The organism is Salmonella sp. SAL4457 (assembly GCF_046548235.1).
GTDB lineage: Bacteria > Pseudomonadota > Gammaproteobacteria > Enterobacterales > Enterobacteriaceae > Salmonella > Salmonella enterica.
The window spans coordinates 60,541-78,704 of record NZ_JBGDZO010000010.1; the positions used below are offsets into that span (position 1 = coordinate 60,541).

The following is an 18,164-nucleotide window of genomic DNA, read 5'->3' on the forward strand; positions in this document are numbered from 1 at the left end:
GTCACCTGTATAACCAGTACGCAGTGCTTTCGATGTTGGCACCGCTTTGTATGTAACGTTTAAGCGCGGCGGTGTTGCCCAACTGGGTCGCCACCCGCAATGTTGCTTTGCCGCGACTCTGCGCCCAACAGATCGCCGCCTGCATAAGTTCCGCTCCCGCGCCGCGTCCGGCCAACAGGCCAATGCGCGCGTCGGTATCATTCAATTCCCGCAGCGAGACGTAACCGCGGATAGCGCCTGTCTCCGTGCGAAGCACCAGGCATTGGTGATCAAACGTGCCGCGTACCGCATTCTCAATCCACTGGGCGTAAAAACGGGCGCTGGCGTCGGGCGCATACCACGGCGCGCGAAAACGACTCTGCGTAAACGCCTCTCCGGCCAACTGACGCAAAGCAGGAATGTCCGTAAGGTGTGCAATTTCCGCGCCATGCTGGTCGCGATGCCCTTTTACCGGCAACGCAAAATCCACCTCGCCTTCAACCAAAGAGAATCCCAGCGATTGCAACGCCGACAGCCAGGCGATGTTTTCAGCCGGCACTTTTACCTGCACGCGTTGCCACGCCTGCAGTGCTTCTGGCGTTAATTCGGGCGCTGAGGCATCGATACGCACAATGCCGCTATTCACGCCAAAGAACGTATTTTCCCAGAGTAACGGTTCAATACTGGCGCGGACGGGCACGGAGCAACTCCAGTAAATATTGGCCATAGCCGGTTTTTTCAAGCTGACTGGCGGCGCGTTTCAAACCATCATCATCCAGCCAGCCGTTGCGCCAGGCAATCTCCTCCAGACAGGCAATTTTGAAGCCCTGGCGCTTTGATACGCCGCGCGTAATGGGATGCAACCGGGTACCGGAACCTCCCGCCAGAATGATGCCTTTCATTCGTTTCTCCTCCAGGAGTAAGAACCTGCCGTTTAGCGTTTCAGTCCTAAGCGTTCGCCCTGATAACTGCCATCCTGCACGGGTTTCCACCAGGCCTCATTGGCGAGATACCACTGAACGGTTTTTCGCATCCCGCTTTCGAAGGTTTCCTGCGGCGTCCAGCCCAGCTCGCGGGCGATTTTCGACGCGTCGATGGCATAACGTAAGTCATGGCCGGGGCGATCGTCGACGAAGGTAATCAGATCGTGATAATTCACCACACCCTGCGGTTTTTGCGGGGCCAGTTCCTCCAGTAGAGCGCAGATCGTCCTGACCACATCCAGATTTTTACGTTCGTTATGACCGCCGATATTATACGTTTCACCCACCGCGCCGTTCGTCACCACGTGATACAACGCACGGGCATGATCCTCCACATACAGCCAGTCGCGAATTTGCTGACCGTTGCCATAGACCGGCAATGGTTTACCCGCCAGCGCGTTCAGAATCATCAGCGGGATCAGTTTTTCCGGGAAATGGTAGGGCCCGTAGTTATTAGAGCAGTTGGTGACAAGCGTAGGCAGACCGTAGGTACGTAACCAGGCGCGTACCAGATGGTCGCTGCTGGCTTTGGAGGCGGAATAAGGGCTGCTTGGCGCATATGGCGTGGTTTCGGTGAAGAAATCGTCTGCAGTATGCAGATCGCCATACACTTCATCGGTGGAGATATGGTGGAAGCGGAACGCCGCTTTAGCGTCCGCGTCAAGCGCGGACCAGTAAGCGCGAGCGGCTTCCAGCAAGGTGTAAGTACCAACGATATTCGTTTCAATAAACGCCGCCGGGCCGTCGATGGAACGGTCTACATGGCTTTCCGCCGCCAGGTGCATCACGCTATCGGGCTGATACTGCTGGAAAACTCGCTCCAGTGATGCCCGATCGCAGATATCCACCTTCTCAAAGGCGAAACGGTCGCTTTGCGCCACCGACGCCAGAGACATCAGGTTGCCCGCATAGGTGAGTTTATCCACCACCACCACCGCGTCTGCCGTTTCATGGATGATATGCCGCACCACCGCAGATCCGATAAAGCCTGCGCCGCCGGTCACCAGAATGCGTTTCATCAGCGCCAGACTCCTTTGGTATCAACCACATAACGTTGATGAACCGCATCGCCGGGAATCGCTTTAAATTCGTCGTGATCGACCAGCATCACCAGCACATCGGCGGCGGCCAGCGCCGCGTCCAGTTTCGCCAGCGTACAAAGTCCGTCCAATTTTTTCGGCAACTGACGGATATTCGGTTCGACGACCAGGGTTTCGCCGCTGTGCCAGCGGGCGATACTTTGCGCGATCCCCATCGCCGGGCTTTCGCGCAGATCGTCGATATTCGGCTTAAAGGCCAGCCCAAAACAGGCGATTTTCACTTCGCTGGCGCGTTTATCGGTGGCCGCCAGGCAATCTGTGACCGCGGCTTTTACCTGATCGACCACCCAGTGCGGTTTGCCGTCGTTCACTTCACGCGCGGTGCGAATCAGTCTCGCCTGCTGCGGATTTTGCGCCACAATAAACCACGGATCGACCGCAATGCAGTGCCCGCCAACGCCTGGGCCCGGCTGCAAAATATTGACGCGCGGATGGCGGTTCGCCAGGCGGATCAATTCCCAAACGTTAATCCCCTGTTCGGCGCAAATCAGCGACAATTCATTCGCAAAGGCGATATTCACATCACGGAAGCTATTTTCCGTCAGTTTGCACATCTCCGCGGTGCGCGAGTTGGTGACAACGCATTCGCCCTCAAGGAAAATTTTGTACAGCGCGCTGGCGCGAGCCGAACATACTGGCGTCATACCGCCAATCACGCGGTCATTTTTAATGAGTTCCACCATCACCTGACCCGGCAGCACACGCTCCGGACAATAGGCGATATTCACATCGGCCTGCTCGCCCGCCTGCTGGGGAAAGGTCAGATCCGTGCGCATCCCGGCCAGCCAGCCAGCCATTTGCTCCGTTGCGCCGACCGGCGATGTTGATTCCAGAATCACCAGTGCCCCTTTTTTTAATACTGGCGCAATGGATTTCGCCGCGGCTTCGACATAGGCCATGTCAGGGTCGTGATCGCCTTTGAATGGTGTCGGCACGGCAATCAGGTACGCATCGGCCTCGACAGGTGTCGTCGTCGCACGCAGAAAGCCGCCCTCCACCGCCATCTTCACCACATTGCCCAACGCCGGCTCCACGATGTGAATTTCACCGCGATTTATAATGTCTACCGCATGTTGGTTGATATCCACGCCGATAACCTGCTTCTGGCGGGAAGCAAAAGCGGCCGCAGTCGGTAATCCGATATACCCCAGCCCAATAACAGAAATGGTCGTAAAACTCATAACGATACCCGATAACTTTTTAACGCCTGTAAAATGCGCGCGCATGATTGCCCGTCACCATAAGGATTATGGGCGCGGCTCATGGTTTGATATTCATTTTCGTCGTGCAGCAGACGCATAACTTCCGCCACAATGCGCCGGGAGTCCGTGCCGATCAGTCTTACCGTACCAGCGGTAATGGCTTCCGGACGCTCTGTGGTTTCACGCATGACCAATACCGGCTTACCTAATGACGGCGCTTCTTCCTGAATACCGCCGGAATCGGTCAGAATGAGCCAGGCGTGATTCATCAGCCAGACAAAAGGTAAGTAGTCCTGCGGCTCAATCAGTACCACATTTTCAACATGGCCAAGGATACGGTTGACAGGTTCGCTGACGTTGGGATTGAGATGCACCGGATAGACAATTTGCACATTTTGGTTCGCGGCGGCGATTTCCGCCAGCGCCTGGCAGATATGCTCAAAGCCCTGACCAAAGCTTTCACGCCGATGACCGGTCACCAAAATCATCTTCTTATTCGCGTTGAGGAAAGGATACTGCTCGGCCAGTTCAGCCTGTAATGTATCGCTCGCCAGAACGCGATCGCGTACCCAGATCAGCGCGTCGATAACGGTATTGCCAGTGACAAAAATGCGCTCATCCGGAATGTTCTCCCGCAACAGATTCTGCCGCGAGTTTTCCGTCGGCGCAAAGTGGTACATCGCCAGATGTCCGGTCAGCGTGCGGTTTGCCTCTTCCGGCCAGGGGGAATAGAGATCGCCGGTTCGCAACCCGGCTTCTACGTGCCCTACCGGAATTCGTTGATAGAAAGCCGCCAGGCTGGTAGCAATCGTAGTGGTGGTATCGCCATGAACCAGCACCACATCAGGTTTAAAATCTGCCAGGATCGGCTTTAATCCCTCCAGAATTCGGCAGGTAATTTCCGTCAACCCCTGTCCCGGCTGCATAATGTTGAGATCGTAATCAGGCACAATAGAAAAAAGAGTTAATACCTGATCAAGCATCTCCCGATGCTGCGCAGTAACGCATACTTTGGCCTCGAAATGAGGATCTTTTTCCAGCGCATGGACCAGAGGCGCCATCTTAATGGCCTCCGGTCGTGTACCAAATACAGTCAGTACTTTCACATCGATTCTCTTCGAATAGACAGTAGGGGCCCAGCCCCCTACTGCAGAGGTGTTGCTAAATCGTGCGGCGACGGGTTAAGGCAACGCCCGCACCGATTAGCGCCCCAACGATACCCCACATGATCATCAGGAAGGCTCGGCGTGGGCTATCACGTTTTACCGGTTCTTCCGGCGTACGCAAATAACGATAGGTCTGAAAACGAGGGTCCAGGGTCGGCCCCACATTAAGCGTATTCAACATTGCCCGATTTTGAAAGTAGTCCAAATCGAACGCAGGGCCAACCGCTTGCAGATTTTCAAGACGCGCCTGCAACATAGGGCGACCGAGTAAAAAAAGCTCTGAGTCCGGTAATTCATCAGCCGGAACATCCGTCGCGCTACGAGAAATATTATGTTGTTCCGCAATTTTGAGCGCCTGCTCAATACTGTTTACACGACGTGAATAGATCGCTTTCGCAACCTCTTCCTGCCGTTTGACCTGCGCTTTCATCTGCACGGTACGCGCAGCCCAGGCACCTTTTAATTCATCATTCAGATGGCTCGCTGCCCGCTGACTGGCGAATGCGACATACTGACGCAGCAGATTATTGGCGTCCGGCGCAGTTTCAGCAATCAGCTTCACATTGTCGTTGATGGCGCGTGTAAAATCGCCGGGCGTAAACTGTATGTTATTGATAAGTTCATCAAGCATTGCCGCATCAGCTTTGCTATTCCCGACCATTCGCTGCTTGTAATAGTCCGTCTGTAACCAGAAATCGCGACGCGTATCCCAGGAGGCAAGTTGCATGATGAACTCTTTATACGCTTCATCCATCACCGAGGGCTTATCGGAAGAAGCAGGATCGGTCTTAATATCCAGGTTGCGCAGAAACTGCTGCTGGGAGTAATAACCGCCCAACATATTTACGGTTGGGCGATCGGTGATCGCCGTCGCACTCCACTCCTGACGAGCAAAAAAGGTATAGGCTAACGCGATAAGGGCAAATAGCAGGCCAATGCCGATAATCCAGAATTTGCCAGCCCATAAAGTACGAAACAACCCGCGAATATCCAGTTCATTTTCAGCGCTCACCGCGCGTGCCCCCGGTAATGGTTGTGTCATCGTATCCTCATTTACTTGGTTAAGTTTGGCCGGTTCTCACGTTGCCTGCGCAGGCGACGCTTCACACGCTTAATAAATCTCGCCACCTTCCAGGCCCGCTTAATGCAGTAGCCATAGAGGAAGAATGCTAGCAAAAAGAGCACCAACATAACCCATTCAGGAACAAAATGAGAGTATTCTGCCGTTACGCCTACTCCCGCCAGAATCGCCGCTGCGAGCGTAATAAGAACAAATGCCTGGCGGGAAGTAAACCCTGCTCGCATAACCAAATGATGAATATGTTGGCGATCAGGGGAAAAGGGGCTCATCCCTTTACGCAGACGGCGATACATAATCGCCACCATATCCATCAATGGAATAGCGATAATCCATAGCGCGGTCACCGGGCTGATAGAGTGAGTTTTCCCCTGCGTCGTTTCCAGTAAGAGCCAGATGACGGTAAAGCCAATCAGTGTACTACCGGCATCGCCCATAAAGACTTTGTAACGCCGCCCCAAAATACCGAGATTAAGCATAATGTAAGGCAGAATCGCGGCGATCATGGCAAAGCACCACATTGCCAGACTAGTCTGACCATCAAACCATAAAATCAGCCCCATCGCCGCAAATGAGACGCTGGATAACCCACCCAGCAGGCCGTCAATACCGTCCACCATATTGAAAGCGTTGATCGCCGCCCATACCGCAAACAGAGTAAGGAAATAGCCAAAGGGGCCAAGCACTAACTCCCAAGGCCCAAAGATGTAACCAAGGCTACCTAAGTGAAGTTTTGCGATAACCATCATTACAACCGCAATAACAGCCTGAACCACAGCACGAATTTTTACACTGATATCAAAACGGTCATCCATCGCACCAACAAAAACCAATACACCAGCGCAAATAAGATATAGCGATAAGTGCGGTATGTAGTAATCCGAGAGGCCAAACATAAAGCAGATTCCTGCAAACACAGAAATCCCGCCGACTAATGGGATAACGCCCTGATGTCGTTTACGAAAGTTTGGTTTATCCACTAAACCAATTTTTATGGCTACTTTTCGCGCAAGAAAAATAAAAATGGTCGTGAATAAAAAAATACTGATTAGCTCAGATAAAGCGGTGAGTAACTTCACAGTGTATGTGCTCTCAGCATATATCATTTCCTTAAAGTATAATGCGTTACGCCAGCTCCTAGAAGAGACCTGTTAGAACATTACACTTTTTACCGCAAACAATGTGTATTGTGCATGGTGTTACTCTGTAGCGCATATCCCGATGACCAGTTTATATGACATGACGCCAGGATGAATCGCAAAACAAAAACGCCACGTAAAAACGTGGCGTTTTCAGGTAAAGACCAGGTTATGAGCGCTTCATCATCTCGAAAAAATCGTCATTAGTTTTGGTCATCGCCAGTTTGTTAATGAGGAATTCCATCGCGTCAATCTCACCCATCGGATGGATGATTTTACGCAGGATCCACATTTTCTGCAGCTCTTCCTGAGTGGTGAGCAGCTCTTCTTTACGGGTACCGGAACGGTTGTAGTCGATAGCCGGGAAGACACGTTTTTCAGCGATCTTACGCGAGAGATGCAGCTCCATGTTACCGGTGCCTTTAAACTCTTCGTAGATAACTTCGTCCATCTTGGAACCGGTATCGATCAGCGCCGTCGCGATGATAGTCAGGCTACCGCCCTCTTCCACGTTACGCGCCGCACCGAAGAAACGCTTCGGACGATGCAGGGCGTTAGCGTCCACACCACCGGTCAGTACTTTACCGGACGCCGGCACCACGGTGTTGTAGGCACGTGCCAAACGGGTGATGGAGTCGAGCAGAATGATAACGTCTTTCTTGTGTTCAACCAGACGTTTCGCCTTCTCGATAACCATTTCGGCAACCTGAACGTGGCGGGATGCCGGTTCGTCAAAGGTAGACGCAACCACTTCGCCTTTCACCAGACGCTGCATCTCGGTCACTTCTTCCGGACGTTCGTCGATCAGCAGCACCATCAGCACGCAGTCTGGGTGGTTATACGCGATGCTCTGCGCGATGTTCTGCAGCAGCATGGTTTTACCCGCCTTCGGCGGCGCGACAATCAGACCGCGCTGGCCGCGACCGATCGGCGAAGCCAGATCCAGAACGCGCGCCGTTAAGTCTTCGGTAGAACCGTTACCACGCTCCATACGCAGACGAGAGTTTGCGTGCAGCGGGGTTAAGTTCTCAAAGAGGATTTTGTTACGGGCGTTTTCCGGTTTGTCGTAGTTAACTTCGTTAACTTTCAACAGCGCAAAATAGCGTTCACCTTCTTTCGGCGGGCGAATCTTACCAGAAATGGTATCACCAGTGCGGAGGTTGAAACGGCGGATTTGGCTGGGGGAAACGTAGATATCATCAGGACCGGCGAGGTAGGAGCTGTCTGCAGAACGGAGGAAACCAAATCCATCCTGCAATATCTCCAGCACACCGTCGCCAAAGATATCTTCGCCACTCTTTGCGTGCTGCTTCAGGATGGCAAAAATAATGTCCTGCTTGCGCATACGGGCCAGGTTTTCCAGCCCCATACTTTCGCCGAGAGTGATCAGCTCAGAAACCGGCGTATTCTTTAATTCGGTAAGATTCATAATGGTGTGAGTTCTTAAACTTGGGGTAAATCTCGAACTTAATGTTGTGAATGGTATGGCAGGGTCATCCATGCCTGTTTACGGCTATCAACTCATGTCTGTTCGCTGTCTGGTCACAGGAAAGTACGCAGAACTGAAACGACAAGACGGAATGAGCGAAGAGCCAGGAATCTTTCCACTTCTCGTGCGAGAAAAAACGGGAAGTGACGGATAAAACCAGATTCAAACTTAATAAGGTATGTTTAATTCGAAGTCAATACTAACTTAGCACGACTCAGACCGGGCGTCCAGAGATCCTGACAATTTAAGAATAACGTAAGGACAACAGACGCCACGAAACTGCCTGATACCTTAATCATTCGTCGAATGACAGACGCCTGACCATACAGCGCCTTTGTCATTCGACGTATAAAAGGTATTACGCCAGATTGGCGTCGAGAAACTCTTTCAACTGACCTTTAGACAGTGCGCCTACTTTGGTTGCCGCCACTTCGCCGTTTTTAAACAGCAGCAGAGTCGGAATACCGCGGATGCCATATTTAGGCGCAGTACCTGGGTTCTGGTCAATGTTCAGTTTGGCAACGGTCAATTTGCCCTGATATTCGTCAGCGATTTCATCCAGAATCGGAGCGATCATTTTACACGGCCCGCACCACTCTGCCCAGAAATCAACGAGGATAGCCCCGTCCGCTTTGAGTACATCCGTGTCAAAACTGTCGTCAGTCAGGTGAATAATTTTATCGCTCATATATAACTCCACAGGAATAAGCCTGGCGTGTTGGTGTAGCATTAACCAACGAGGTGCTGATGTTAACTTCGCCAACAAAGGTTGACTTTATTTCACCGGATACGCTTTCGTAAAGCAATAGTAAGCTGATATTCTACCACACTATGAGCAAAACACATTTAACAGAACAGAAGTTTTCCGACTTCGCCCTGCACCCACAGGTGGTTGAAGCCCTTGAAAAAAAAGGGTTTTATAATTGTACGCCCATTCAGGCACTGGCCCTTCCGCTAACGCTGGCGGGTCGTGACGTTGCAGGGCAGGCGCAAACCGGTACCGGGAAAACGATGGCGTTTCTGACGTCAACGTTTCATTATTTACTTTCTCATCCCGCGATCGACGATCGCAAGGTGAACCAGCCGCGCGCGCTGATCATGGCGCCGACGCGTGAATTAGCCGTACAAATTCACGCAGACGCGGAGCCGTTGGCGCAAGCGACAGGCTTAAAATTAGGCCTGGCTTACGGCGGCGATGGTTACGACAAGCAGCTTAAAGTGCTGGAAAGCGGCGTTGATATTCTTATTGGTACGACGGGCCGACTGATCGACTACGCCAAACAAAACCACATTAACCTCGGCGCCATTCAGGTCGTCGTACTCGATGAAGCCGATCGCATGTACGATTTGGGCTTTATTAAAGATATCCGCTGGCTGTTCCGTCGTATGCCGCCGGCTGCGCAGCGTCTGAACATGTTGTTCTCCGCCACCCTGTCTTATCGGGTTCGCGAGCTGGCGTTTGAACAGATGAACAACGCCGAATATGTTGAAGTGGAACCGGAGCAAAAGACCGGCCACCGCATTAAAGAAGAGCTTTTCTACCCCTCTAATGAAGAGAAAATGCGTTTACTGCAAACGCTGATCGAAGAAGAGTGGCCGGATCGCGCCATTATTTTCGCCAACACCAAGCATCGTTGCGAAGATATCTGGGGACATCTGGCGGCAGATGGCCATCGTGTTGGTCTGCTGACCGGCGACGTCGCGCAGAAAAAGCGCCTGCGGATTCTGGATGAGTTCACCCGCGGCGATCTGGATATTCTTGTGGCGACCGATGTCGCGGCGCGCGGGTTGCATATCCCCGCCGTAACGCACGTCTTTAACTACGATCTGCCAGACGATTGTGAAGACTATGTTCACCGTATCGGTCGTACCGGTCGCGCTGGCGCCAGCGGACATTCCATCAGCCTGGCTTGCGAAGAGTATGCGCTGAATCTGCCCGCCATTGAGAGCTATATCGGCCACTCGATTCCGGTCAGCAAATACAATCCGGAAGCGCTCATGAACGATCTGCCCAAGCCGTTGCGTCTGACGCGTTCGCGTCCTGGCAATGGTCCGCGCCGCGCTGGCGCTCCGCGTAATCGTCGTCGTTCAGGTTAAGAAAAGTTATGCCATACACAAAATCATTTAGCCTGTATCAAGGCGGCAAGAAAACAAATCCCGATGAGCTTAGGAAGAGTACGCAGCCAACACGGATACAGGTTGAAGGATGAAGTGTATGAATTCCACCTCGTTGTATGCCGCCATTGATCTCGGTTCCAATAGTTTTCATATGCTGGTCGTGCGCGAGGCGGCGGGAAGCATCCAGACGCTGACCCGAATAAAACGCAAGGTGCGTCTGGCCGCGGGTCTGAACAACGACAACCACCTTTCGGCCGAAGCGATGGAACGCGGCTGGCAATGCCTGCGTCTGTTTGCTGAACGTTTGCAGGATATCCCGCAGCCGCAAATCCGCGTGGTTGCCACCGCAACATTGCGTCTCGCCGTTAATGCGGGGGAATTTATCGCGAAAGCGCAGACTATCCTTGGTTGTCCGGTGCAGGTTATCAGCGGCGAAGAAGAGGCGCGGCTGATTTATCAGGGAGTCGCTCATACCACCGGCGGCGCAGATCAGCGACTGGTGGTGGATATCGGCGGCGCCAGCACTGAACTAGTTACCGGCACTGGCGCGCAAACCACGTCGCTATTTAGCCTGTCCATGGGCTGCGTAACGTGGCTTGAACGCTATTTTAGCGATCGTAATCTGGCGCAAGAAAACTTTGATGATGCGGAGAAGGCCGCGCGCGATGTACTGCGTCCGGTCGCCGATGAACTGCGTTTTCATGGCTGGAAGGTCTGCGTGGGTGCCTCCGGCACCGTACAGGCATTGCAGGAAATCATGATGGCGCAGGGGATGGACGAGCGCATTACGCTCGCCAAACTGCAGCAGCTAAAACAACGCGCGATACAGTGCGGGCGTCTGGAAGAGCTGGAAATCGAAGGCCTGACGCTGGAGCGCGCGCTGGTTTTCCCAAGCGGGCTGGCTATTCTGATCGCGATATTTACCGAGCTGAACATCCAGAGCATGACGCTGGCAGGCGGCGCGTTACGCGAAGGGCTGGTGTATGGGATGTTGCATCTGGCGGTAGATCAGGATATCCGCAGCCGCACGCTGCGAAACATTCAGCGTCGGTTTATCGTCGATACCGAGCAGGCGAACCGCGTAGCGAAGCTGGCAGATAACTTCCTCAAACAGGTAGAAAATGCCTGGCATATTGAGCCTATTAGTCGTGAACTGTTGCTGAGCGCTTGCCAATTGCATGAGATCGGTCTGAGCGTTGATTTTAAACAGGCGCCCTATCATGCCGCCTATTTAGTACGCCATTTGGATCTGCCTGGCTATACGCCCGCGCAGAAAAAATTGCTCGCCACCCTCTTACTGAATCAGACCAATCCGGTCGATCTCTCTTCGCTTCATCAGCAAAACGCGGTACCGCCCCGTGTTGCGGAACAGCTATGCCGTTTGCTGCGACTGGCGATTCTTTTTGCCGGTCGCCGTCGTGACGATCTGGTACCAGAAATTACGCTACAGGCGCTAAATGAAAATCTGACGTTAACCTTGCCTGGCGACTGGCTGGCACATCACCCGCTGGGTAAAGAGTTGATTGATCAGGAAAGCCAGTGGCAAAGCTATGTACACTGGCCGCTGGACGTTCGCTAACCGTAGTTTGATTGCCGGATGACGCTTCGCTTATCCGGCCTACGATTTCGCTCGCTTTGCCGCCATCATGGCTTTCAGATTAGCCAGGTGACTTTGCCCTTTTTGCATTCGCTCCTCAGCGCTTACCACTTTGCGCTCCTGCTCCCAGATTAAATCATCCTGCGGCAGTTCTAACAGGAAGCGGCTGGGTTCCGGGCGCACCAGTTCCCCATACTGACGGCGCTCTTTACATAATGTAAAGGTGAGCTCTTTTTGCGCGCGAGTGATCCCGACATAGGCCAGCCGACGCTCTTCCTCAATATTATCTTCGTCAATGCTGCTTTGATGCGGCAAAAATCCTTCTTCCATTCCCACCATATAGACATACGGGAATTCCAGTCCTTTCGATGCATGAAGCGTCATCAACTGTACCTGATCCAGCTCTTCTTCGCTCTCGCCGCGCTCCATCATATCGCGCAGCGTAAAGCGTGTAACCACCTGGGTCAGCGTCATCGGCTCATCGAGTTCGTTGCCTTCCAGCATCTCAGTCATCCAGCTAAAGAGCTGGTTAACGTTTTTCATACGCATTTCCGCCGCTTTGGGGCTCGGCGAGGTTTCGTACAACCAGGATTCATAGTCAATACTGTGGATGAGATCGCGCACGGCGGCGACAGGCTCGCGTTCGGCCAGACGCTGGATTTCCCCCAGCCAGTGGGTAAAACGCGTCAATGAATCGTAACCACGTCCGGTCAGCTTTTGGCTAAGTCCCATATCAAAGCTGGCGGTAAACAGGCTTTTATTACGCGTCATTGCCCATTCACCCAGCTTTTGCAGCGTGGCCGGACCGATTTCGCGTTTTGGCGTATTCACGATGCGCAGGAAAGCGCTGTCATCATCCGGGTTGGTCAACACCCGCAGGTAGGCCAGCAAGTCTTTAATCTCCGGACGGGAGAAGAATGAGGTGCCGCCGGAAATTTTGTACGGAATGCGGTTCTGCATGAGGAATTTTTCAAATACCCGCGACTGATGATTCCCGCGATACAGAATGGCGTAATCCTTGTACTGGGTCTTGTTCACAAAGTGATGGGCAATCAGTTCGCCGATAACGCGCTCAGCTTCATGCTCTTCATTGTTTGCGCTTAACACTTTGAGTTCCGCGCCGTAACCGAGCTCGGAAAAGAGGCGCTTTTCAAAGACGTGCGGATTGTTGGCGATGAGAATATTTGCCGCTTTCAGGATGCGGCCCGAAGAACGATAGTTTTGCTCCAGCTTAATCACCTGCAGCGCCGGAAAATCCTGGCTCAGTAACACCAGGTTTTGCGGACGCGCCCCGCGCCAGGAGTAGATAGACTGATCGTCATCGCCCACGACCGTAAAGCGCGCGCGTTGCCCGACCAGCAGCTTAACCAACTCATACTGGCTGGTGTTAGTATCCTGATATTCATCCACCAGCAGATAACGAATTTTATTCTGCCAGCGCTCGCGCACCTCGTCATTGCGTTGCAACAGCAGCGTCGGCAGCAAAATCAAATCATCAAAATCGAGAACGTTACATGCCTTCATATGGGCGTCGTAAAGCCCGTAGCAGTGGGCAAAAATACGATCGCGTTCGCCTTTCGCCCCCGCCGCTGCCTGCGCAGGCGTTTTGAGATCGTTTTTCCAGTTGGAGATCGTGGAGATCAGCTGTTGCAACAGAACCTTGTCGTCTTCGATCAGGCCTTCGGTCAGCTCTTTGAGCAAGGCGACCTGGTCGGTATCGTCAAACAATGAAAAGTTCGATTTCATCCCCAGCGCAGCGTACTCGCGCTTAATAATATCCAGCCCTAATGTATGAAAGGTGGAGATCATCAAACCGCGCGCTTCCTTACGGCCGAGCGTCTGCCCGACGCGTTCTTTCATTTCGCGCGCTGCCTTGTTGGTAAACGTCACCGCCGCAATATGCCGGGCCTGATAGCCGCATCCGCGGATCAGGTGGGCGATTTTATTGGTAATTACGCGAGTTTTACCAGAACCCGCTCCTGCCAGCACCAGGCAGGGTCCGGTGACGAATTCGACAGCGTGTTGTTGGCCGGGATTTAAACGCATGGGAATAGTGCTCAATCTTCGAACGGGGGAGGGATTGTAGCAGAAAGCGAGGCCCAGAGAAGACCTGGCTGCCTTTTCAGGCAGCCAGGAAAAGGTCAATCAGCAGGCTCTGGCGGCAAGCGGCGTATAGCCATTACGCTGTGCGCTCTTGATCCAACTGAAAGAACCCATTAGCGCGATCGCCGTCAGCAGAACATACTCAAGCGACATCGCATAAACGCCCTGTACTGCATGATTTCCAACGGGCAGTATTTGAGTAATTCATAGAGCACTGGGTCGCGTACGACCTGGCGTAGCCCTAAAAGCCAGTCGTCTGGAAATTCTGCGTTTTTCATTATGTTCATGGTATCTCGCCCCTTGTCAGAAAGGACAGGACCGCCGTCCCGCACATCCGAAATACGCCTGCTAAAAATGCCGCTTATCTCCCGGTTCATTAAATCAGGCGGGACATCTGTCCTGTAATGGCGAAGAGTATATGTCTGACGGCCTAAGGAGTGATAAAGTGACGGCCAATCTTTGCGACGTGAGAACACAATAATGGCAAAAATGGCAGCAGCACTGCATATCCTTGTAAAAGAAGAGAAACTGGCATTGGATCTTCTGGAGCAAATTAAAAACGGCGGCGATTTTGAGAAGCTGGCGAAGAAGCATTCTATCTGCCCATCCGGTAAAAAAGGCGGTCATTTAGGCGAATTTCGTCAGGGCCAGATGGTTCCGGCATTCGATAAAGTAGTCTTTTCCTGCCCGGTACTGGAGCCAACCGGCCCGCTGCATACCCAGTTCGGTTACCACATCATTAAGGTATTGTATCGTAAATAAAAAGCCGGGTGGCGGCTACGCCTTACCCGGCCTACATCGTCTGCTTGATTTTGTAGGTCGGGTAAGCGCTAGCGCCCCCCGACAAGGTATATCAACCCGCTACCGCAATACGCTTCATATCCGTCATATAGCCGCGCAGTTTCTTACCTACCTGCTCAATCGCATGACTACGAATCGCGTCGTTCACGTCGCGAAGCTGTGCGTTGTCTACCGCGCCTTCCGGGATAGCACTACCCAGATCGCCCGGTTGCAATTCCGCCATAAACGGTTTCAGCAGCGGTACGCAAGCGTAAGAGAACAGGTAGTTACCGTATTCTGCGGTATCAGAGATAACCACGTTCATTTCGTACAGACGCTTACGGGCGATGGTGTTGGCGATCAGCGGCAGCTCGTGCAGTGATTCGTAGTAAGCGGATTCTTCGATGATGCCGGAATCCACCATAGTTTCGAACGCCAACTCAACGCCCGCTTTCACCATCGCGATCATCAGCACGCCTTTATCAAAGTACTCCTGCTCGCCGATTTTGCCTTCATACTGCGGCGCGGTTTCGAACGCGGTTTTGCCGGTCTCTTCACGCCAGGTCAGCAGTTTCTTATCGTCGTTAGCCCAGTCAGCCATCATGCCGGAAGAGAATTCGCCGGAGATGATGTCATCCATGTGTTTCTGGAACAGCGGCGCCATGATCTCTTTCAGCTGTTCGGACAGCGCGTAAGCACGCAGTTTCGCCGGGTTAGACAGACGGTCCATCATCAGGGTGATGCCGCCCTGCTTCAGCGCTTCGGTGATGGTTTCCCAGCCGAACTGAATCAGTTTTTCCGCATAAGCCGGGTCGGTGCCTTCTGCCACCAGCTTGTCGAAACACAGCAGAGAACCGGCCTGCAGCATACCGCACAGGATGGTCTGCTCGCCCATCAGGTCGGATTTCACTTCCGCCACGAAAGAAGACTCCAGTACGCCCGCACGGTGACCGCCGGTCGCCGCCGCCCAGGCTTTAGCAATCGCCATGCCTTCGCCTTGCGGATCGTTTTCCGGGTGAACGGCGATCAGCGTCGGCACACCGAAGCCACGCTTGTATTCTTCACGTACTTCGGTGCCCGGACACTTCGGCGCCACCATCACCACGGTGATGTCTTTACGGATCTGCTCGCCCACTTCCACGATGTTGAAGCCGTGGGAGTAGCCCAGCGCCGCACCGTCTTTCATCAGCGGCTGTACGGAACGCACCACGTCGGAGTGCTGTTTGTCCGGCGTCAGGTTAACTACCAGGTCAGCCTGCGGGATCAGCTCTTCGTAGGTGCCTACTTTGAAGCCGTTCTCGGTCGCTTTACGCCAGGAAGCACGCTTCTCAGCAATGGCTTCTTTACGCAGGGCGTAGGAAATATCCAGACCGGAGTCACGCATGTTCAGGCCCTGGTTCAGACCCTGAGCGCCACAGCCGACGATGACCACTTTTTTACCCTGAAGGTAGCTCGCGCCGTCGGCGAATTCGTCGCGGCCCATAAAGCGGCATTTACCCAGCTGTGCCAGCTGCTGGCGCAGATTCAGTGTATTAAAGTAGTTAGCCATGATGGTGTACTCCGTGATGTTGTGTTGTCGCGCTTATTGTTCGGTTTACAGATTGCTATCTGTGTGAATGAACCCACATTACAACAGGAAATTTATTGCGGAAATTGATATATTCACAACGTTATGTTGCGGTTTATGCAACGTCAAAAACCGGAGGTCTGTCTGTGGATTTACGCGATCTAAAAACCTTCCTGCATCTGGCGGAAAGCCGCCATTTTGGCCGCAGCGCGCGGGCGATGCATGTCAGTCCTTCCACCCTTTCCCGACAGATTCAGCGGCTGGAAGAAGACCTCGGCCAGCCGCTGTTTGTGCGCGATAACCGTACGGTCACGCTGACCGAAGCGGGTGAAGAGCTGCGAGTGTTTGCCCAACAGACGCTTTTGCAGTACCAGCAGCTGCGCCATACCCTCGATCAGCAGGGGCCGTCCCTTTCCGGCGAACTCCATATCTTCTGTTCAGTGACCGCGGCATACAGCCACCTGCCGCCAATCCTCGACCGTTTTCGCGCCGAGCATCCCTCGGTGGAAATTAAGCTCACCACCGGCGACGCCGCCGATGCGATGGAAAAAGTAGTCACCGGCGAGGCCGATCTGGCAATCGCCGGCAAACCAGAAACGCTGCCCGGCGCAGTGGCGTTTTCGATGCTGGAAAATCTGGCGGTGGTGCTGATCGCCCCGGCGCTGCCCTGCCCGGTGCGTAATCAGGTTTCGGTCGACAAGCCAGACTGGTCGACGGTGCCGTTTATCATGGCCGACCAGGGGCCGGTACGCCGTCGCATTGAGCTATGGTTCCGCCGGCATAAAATCAGCAATCCGCAGATTTACGCCACCGTCGGCGGTCACGAAGCGATGGTCTCAATGGTGGCGCTGGGCTGCGGCGTGGCGCTGCTGCCGGAAGTAGTGCTGGAAAACAGCCCGGAGCCAGTGCGCAACCGGGTGATGATTTTAGAACGCAGCGATGAAAAAACGCCGTTTGAACTCGGCGTCTGCGCGCAAAAAAAGCGGCTGCATGAGCCGCTAATTGATGCGTTCTGGAAGATTTTACCGAATTAGTTTTACGGCCCTACCATTACCCGAACAGGCTTCCCAATACGGCTAAGCATATTCACCAGAGCATCAATGGTGAATTTGCTGCATTTCTTGTTGACGACATCCGAAACGCGCGGTCGGGATATATGCAAAACTGTAGCAACCTCGGCTTGCTTCATCTGGTTTCGCGTAATCCAGAGGGTAATTTCTTCCATGAGCTGTTCTTTAATGGCTAACGTGTTTTCGATTTCACTCAGGGAATCAGCGTAAAACTTTTCTGCGTCCTGCTTATGAAACCCCAAATCAGCAAAAACATTACCGCCAGATGGCGTCACATGGCGAATATCACTATCAGTTTTGGCAATCACAAGCTGTTTCTCCGTTGTTGCACCACCCGGTTATAACGCGTTCTGGCGATGTTTTTATCGTGCTGACTGGTTTGTTGCGTCTGTTTTTGGAAACTATGCAAAACGTAGAGTGCTTCTTCAAACTTAGCGACATACATAATGCGATAGATACCATTGTTGTCACGAATCCGAATTTCATTTACCCCAGCCCCAATTTCTGAAAACGGTTTCCAGTCATCGGGTTCAATTCCATACTGAATTTTGTGAAGCTGATAACCGACTGCTTTGCGTACCGTTATGGGAAAAGCCAGGAGATCCTCCAGAGAAGATCCCACCCATCGAATTTCTTTTTCATTGGAGAGAGCTCGGGTGAGTAACATAACATCCTTGTGTATAAAATTTTATACATTGTTTTTAGCAGATGCAAGTGATAGCGGTGCTAACGATATGGTGAGCCGAGTTTCACCACAAGCAGATTGGGCGCCTTCTGGAAAACGTCTCGCAAA

The 18,164-nt window shown here is 52.9% G+C and carries 18 protein-coding genes and 2 pseudogenes; 4 read left to right on the forward strand and 16 right to left on the reverse strand.

Going from position 1 to position 18,164, the window contains the following annotated elements:
* Position 1 precedes the first annotated feature (1 nt).
* From rffC to trxA, 10 genes are all read right to left on the reverse strand, one after another.
* Positions 2-679, reverse strand: a complete 678-nt coding sequence (gene rffC / locus ACLJNW_RS21555) for a dTDP-4-amino-4,6-dideoxy-D-galactose acyltransferase (protein ID WP_001145156.1) — start codon at positions 677-679, stop codon at positions 2-4.
* A complete protein-coding gene (locus ACLJNW_RS21560) occupies positions 657-971 on the reverse strand; it encodes a sugar phosphate nucleotidyltransferase (RefSeq protein WP_223151143.1) in 315 nt (104 codons plus the stop codon). Before ACLJNW_RS21560 ends, rffC begins: the two co-directional genes overlap by 23 nt.
* Entirely contained in the window at positions 914-1,981 is a 1,068-nt protein-coding gene (rffG, locus tag ACLJNW_RS21565) for a dTDP-glucose 4,6-dehydratase (protein WP_000822145.1), read from the reverse strand. Before rffG ends, ACLJNW_RS21560 begins: the two co-directional genes overlap by 58 nt.
* Complete coding sequence (gene wecC, locus ACLJNW_RS21570; RefSeq protein WP_000011227.1) at positions 1,981-3,243, reverse strand: UDP-N-acetyl-D-mannosamine dehydrogenase; 1,263 nt, start codon at positions 3,241-3,243, stop codon at positions 1,981-1,983. Before wecC ends, rffG begins: the two co-directional genes overlap by 1 nt.
* On the reverse strand, positions 3,240-4,370 hold the full coding sequence (wecB, locus tag ACLJNW_RS21575) for a non-hydrolyzing UDP-N-acetylglucosamine 2-epimerase (protein WP_020839749.1): 1,131 nt from the start codon (positions 4,368-4,370) through the stop codon (positions 3,240-3,242). Before wecB ends, wecC begins: the two co-directional genes overlap by 4 nt.
* A 55-nt stretch (positions 4,371-4,425) precedes the next feature.
* Positions 4,426-5,472, reverse strand: a complete 1,047-nt coding sequence (gene wzzE / locus ACLJNW_RS21580) for an ECA polysaccharide chain length modulation protein (protein ID WP_000193413.1) — start codon at positions 5,470-5,472, stop codon at positions 4,426-4,428.
* 11 nt (positions 5,473-5,483) lie between these two features.
* The gene (wecA, locus tag ACLJNW_RS21585; protein WP_000771937.1) at positions 5,484-6,587 is read right to left on the reverse strand and encodes a UDP-N-acetylglucosamine--undecaprenyl-phosphate N-acetylglucosaminephosphotransferase; all 1,104 of its coding nucleotides are present in this window, start codon (positions 6,585-6,587) and stop codon (positions 5,484-5,486) included.
* 229 nt (positions 6,588-6,816) lie between these two features.
* A complete protein-coding gene (gene rho / locus ACLJNW_RS21590; RefSeq protein WP_001054532.1) occupies positions 6,817-8,076 on the reverse strand; it encodes a transcription termination factor Rho in 1,260 nt (419 codons plus the stop codon).
* An 87-nt stretch (positions 8,077-8,163) separates the two neighbouring features.
* A complete protein-coding gene (locus ACLJNW_RS21595) occupies positions 8,164-8,247 on the reverse strand; it encodes a rho operon leader peptide (protein WP_134820045.1) in 84 nt (27 codons plus the stop codon).
* Positions 8,248-8,494: 247 nt separating this feature from the next.
* Complete coding sequence (gene trxA / locus ACLJNW_RS21600) at positions 8,495-8,824, reverse strand: thioredoxin TrxA (protein WP_001280776.1); 330 nt, start codon at positions 8,822-8,824, stop codon at positions 8,495-8,497.
* Between the two features lie 143 nt (positions 8,825-8,967).
* Between trxA and rhlB the strand changes: the two genes are divergently transcribed.
* Both rhlB and gppA read left to right on the forward strand, forming a co-directional pair.
* A complete protein-coding gene (gene rhlB, locus ACLJNW_RS21605) occupies positions 8,968-10,233 on the forward strand; it encodes an ATP-dependent RNA helicase RhlB (RefSeq protein ID WP_000047525.1) in 1,266 nt (421 codons plus the stop codon).
* A gap of 118 nt (positions 10,234-10,351) precedes the next feature.
* Positions 10,352-11,833: a guanosine-5'-triphosphate,3'-diphosphate diphosphatase gene (gene gppA, locus ACLJNW_RS21610; RefSeq protein WP_001089451.1), complete on the forward strand. Its 1,482-nt coding sequence runs from the start codon at positions 10,352-10,354 to the stop codon at positions 11,831-11,833.
* 39 nt (positions 11,834-11,872) lie between these two features.
* On the opposite strand, the gene rep is transcribed toward gppA, so the two are convergent.
* From rep to ACLJNW_RS21625, 3 genes and pseudogenes are all read right to left on the reverse strand, one after another.
* On the reverse strand, positions 11,873-13,897 hold the full coding sequence (gene rep, locus ACLJNW_RS21615; RefSeq protein ID WP_023204890.1) for a DNA helicase Rep: 2,025 nt from the start codon (positions 13,895-13,897) through the stop codon (positions 11,873-11,875).
* A gap of 99 nt (positions 13,898-13,996) precedes the next feature.
* Positions 13,997-14,134 (reverse strand): annotated as a pseudogene (locus ACLJNW_RS21620) (nicotinamide riboside transporter PnuC); the annotation flags it as partial.
* A pseudogene (locus ACLJNW_RS21625) lies at positions 14,086-14,241 on the reverse strand (Crp/Fnr family transcriptional regulator); the annotation flags it as partial. The pseudogenes ACLJNW_RS21620 and ACLJNW_RS21625, both read right to left, overlap by 49 nt.
* A gap of 193 nt (positions 14,242-14,434) precedes the next feature.
* Here ACLJNW_RS21625 and ppiC point away from each other — a divergent pair.
* Positions 14,435-14,716 (forward strand): peptidylprolyl isomerase PpiC, encoded by a 282-nt coding sequence (gene ppiC / locus ACLJNW_RS21630; protein ID WP_001096806.1) that lies wholly within the window; start codon positions 14,435-14,437, stop codon positions 14,714-14,716.
* Positions 14,717-14,807: 91 nt separating this feature from the next.
* On the opposite strand, the gene ilvC is transcribed toward ppiC, so the two are convergent.
* Positions 14,808-16,283 (reverse strand): ketol-acid reductoisomerase, encoded by a 1,476-nt coding sequence (gene ilvC, locus ACLJNW_RS21635; protein ID WP_000024948.1) that lies wholly within the window; start codon positions 16,281-16,283, stop codon positions 14,808-14,810.
* A gap of 164 nt (positions 16,284-16,447) precedes the next feature.
* On the opposite strand from ilvC, the gene ilvY reads away from it, so the two are divergent.
* Positions 16,448-17,335 (forward strand): HTH-type transcriptional activator IlvY, encoded by an 888-nt coding sequence (gene ilvY, locus ACLJNW_RS21640; RefSeq protein ID WP_000365798.1) that lies wholly within the window; start codon positions 16,448-16,450, stop codon positions 17,333-17,335.
* Positions 17,336-17,337: 2 nt separating this feature from the next.
* On the opposite strand, the gene ACLJNW_RS21645 is transcribed toward ilvY, so the two are convergent.
* Positions 17,338-17,679 (reverse strand): helix-turn-helix domain-containing protein, encoded by a 342-nt coding sequence (locus ACLJNW_RS21645; RefSeq protein WP_000560826.1) that lies wholly within the window; start codon positions 17,677-17,679, stop codon positions 17,338-17,340.
* Positions 17,676-17,993 carry a type II toxin-antitoxin system RelE/ParE family toxin gene (locus ACLJNW_RS21650; protein ID WP_161976726.1) on the reverse strand — a complete coding sequence of 106 codons (318 nt, stop codon included), beginning with the start codon at positions 17,991-17,993 and terminating at the stop codon, positions 17,676-17,678. Before ACLJNW_RS21650 ends, ACLJNW_RS21645 begins: the two co-directional genes overlap by 4 nt.
* Positions 17,994-18,164: the final 171 nt, after the last annotated feature.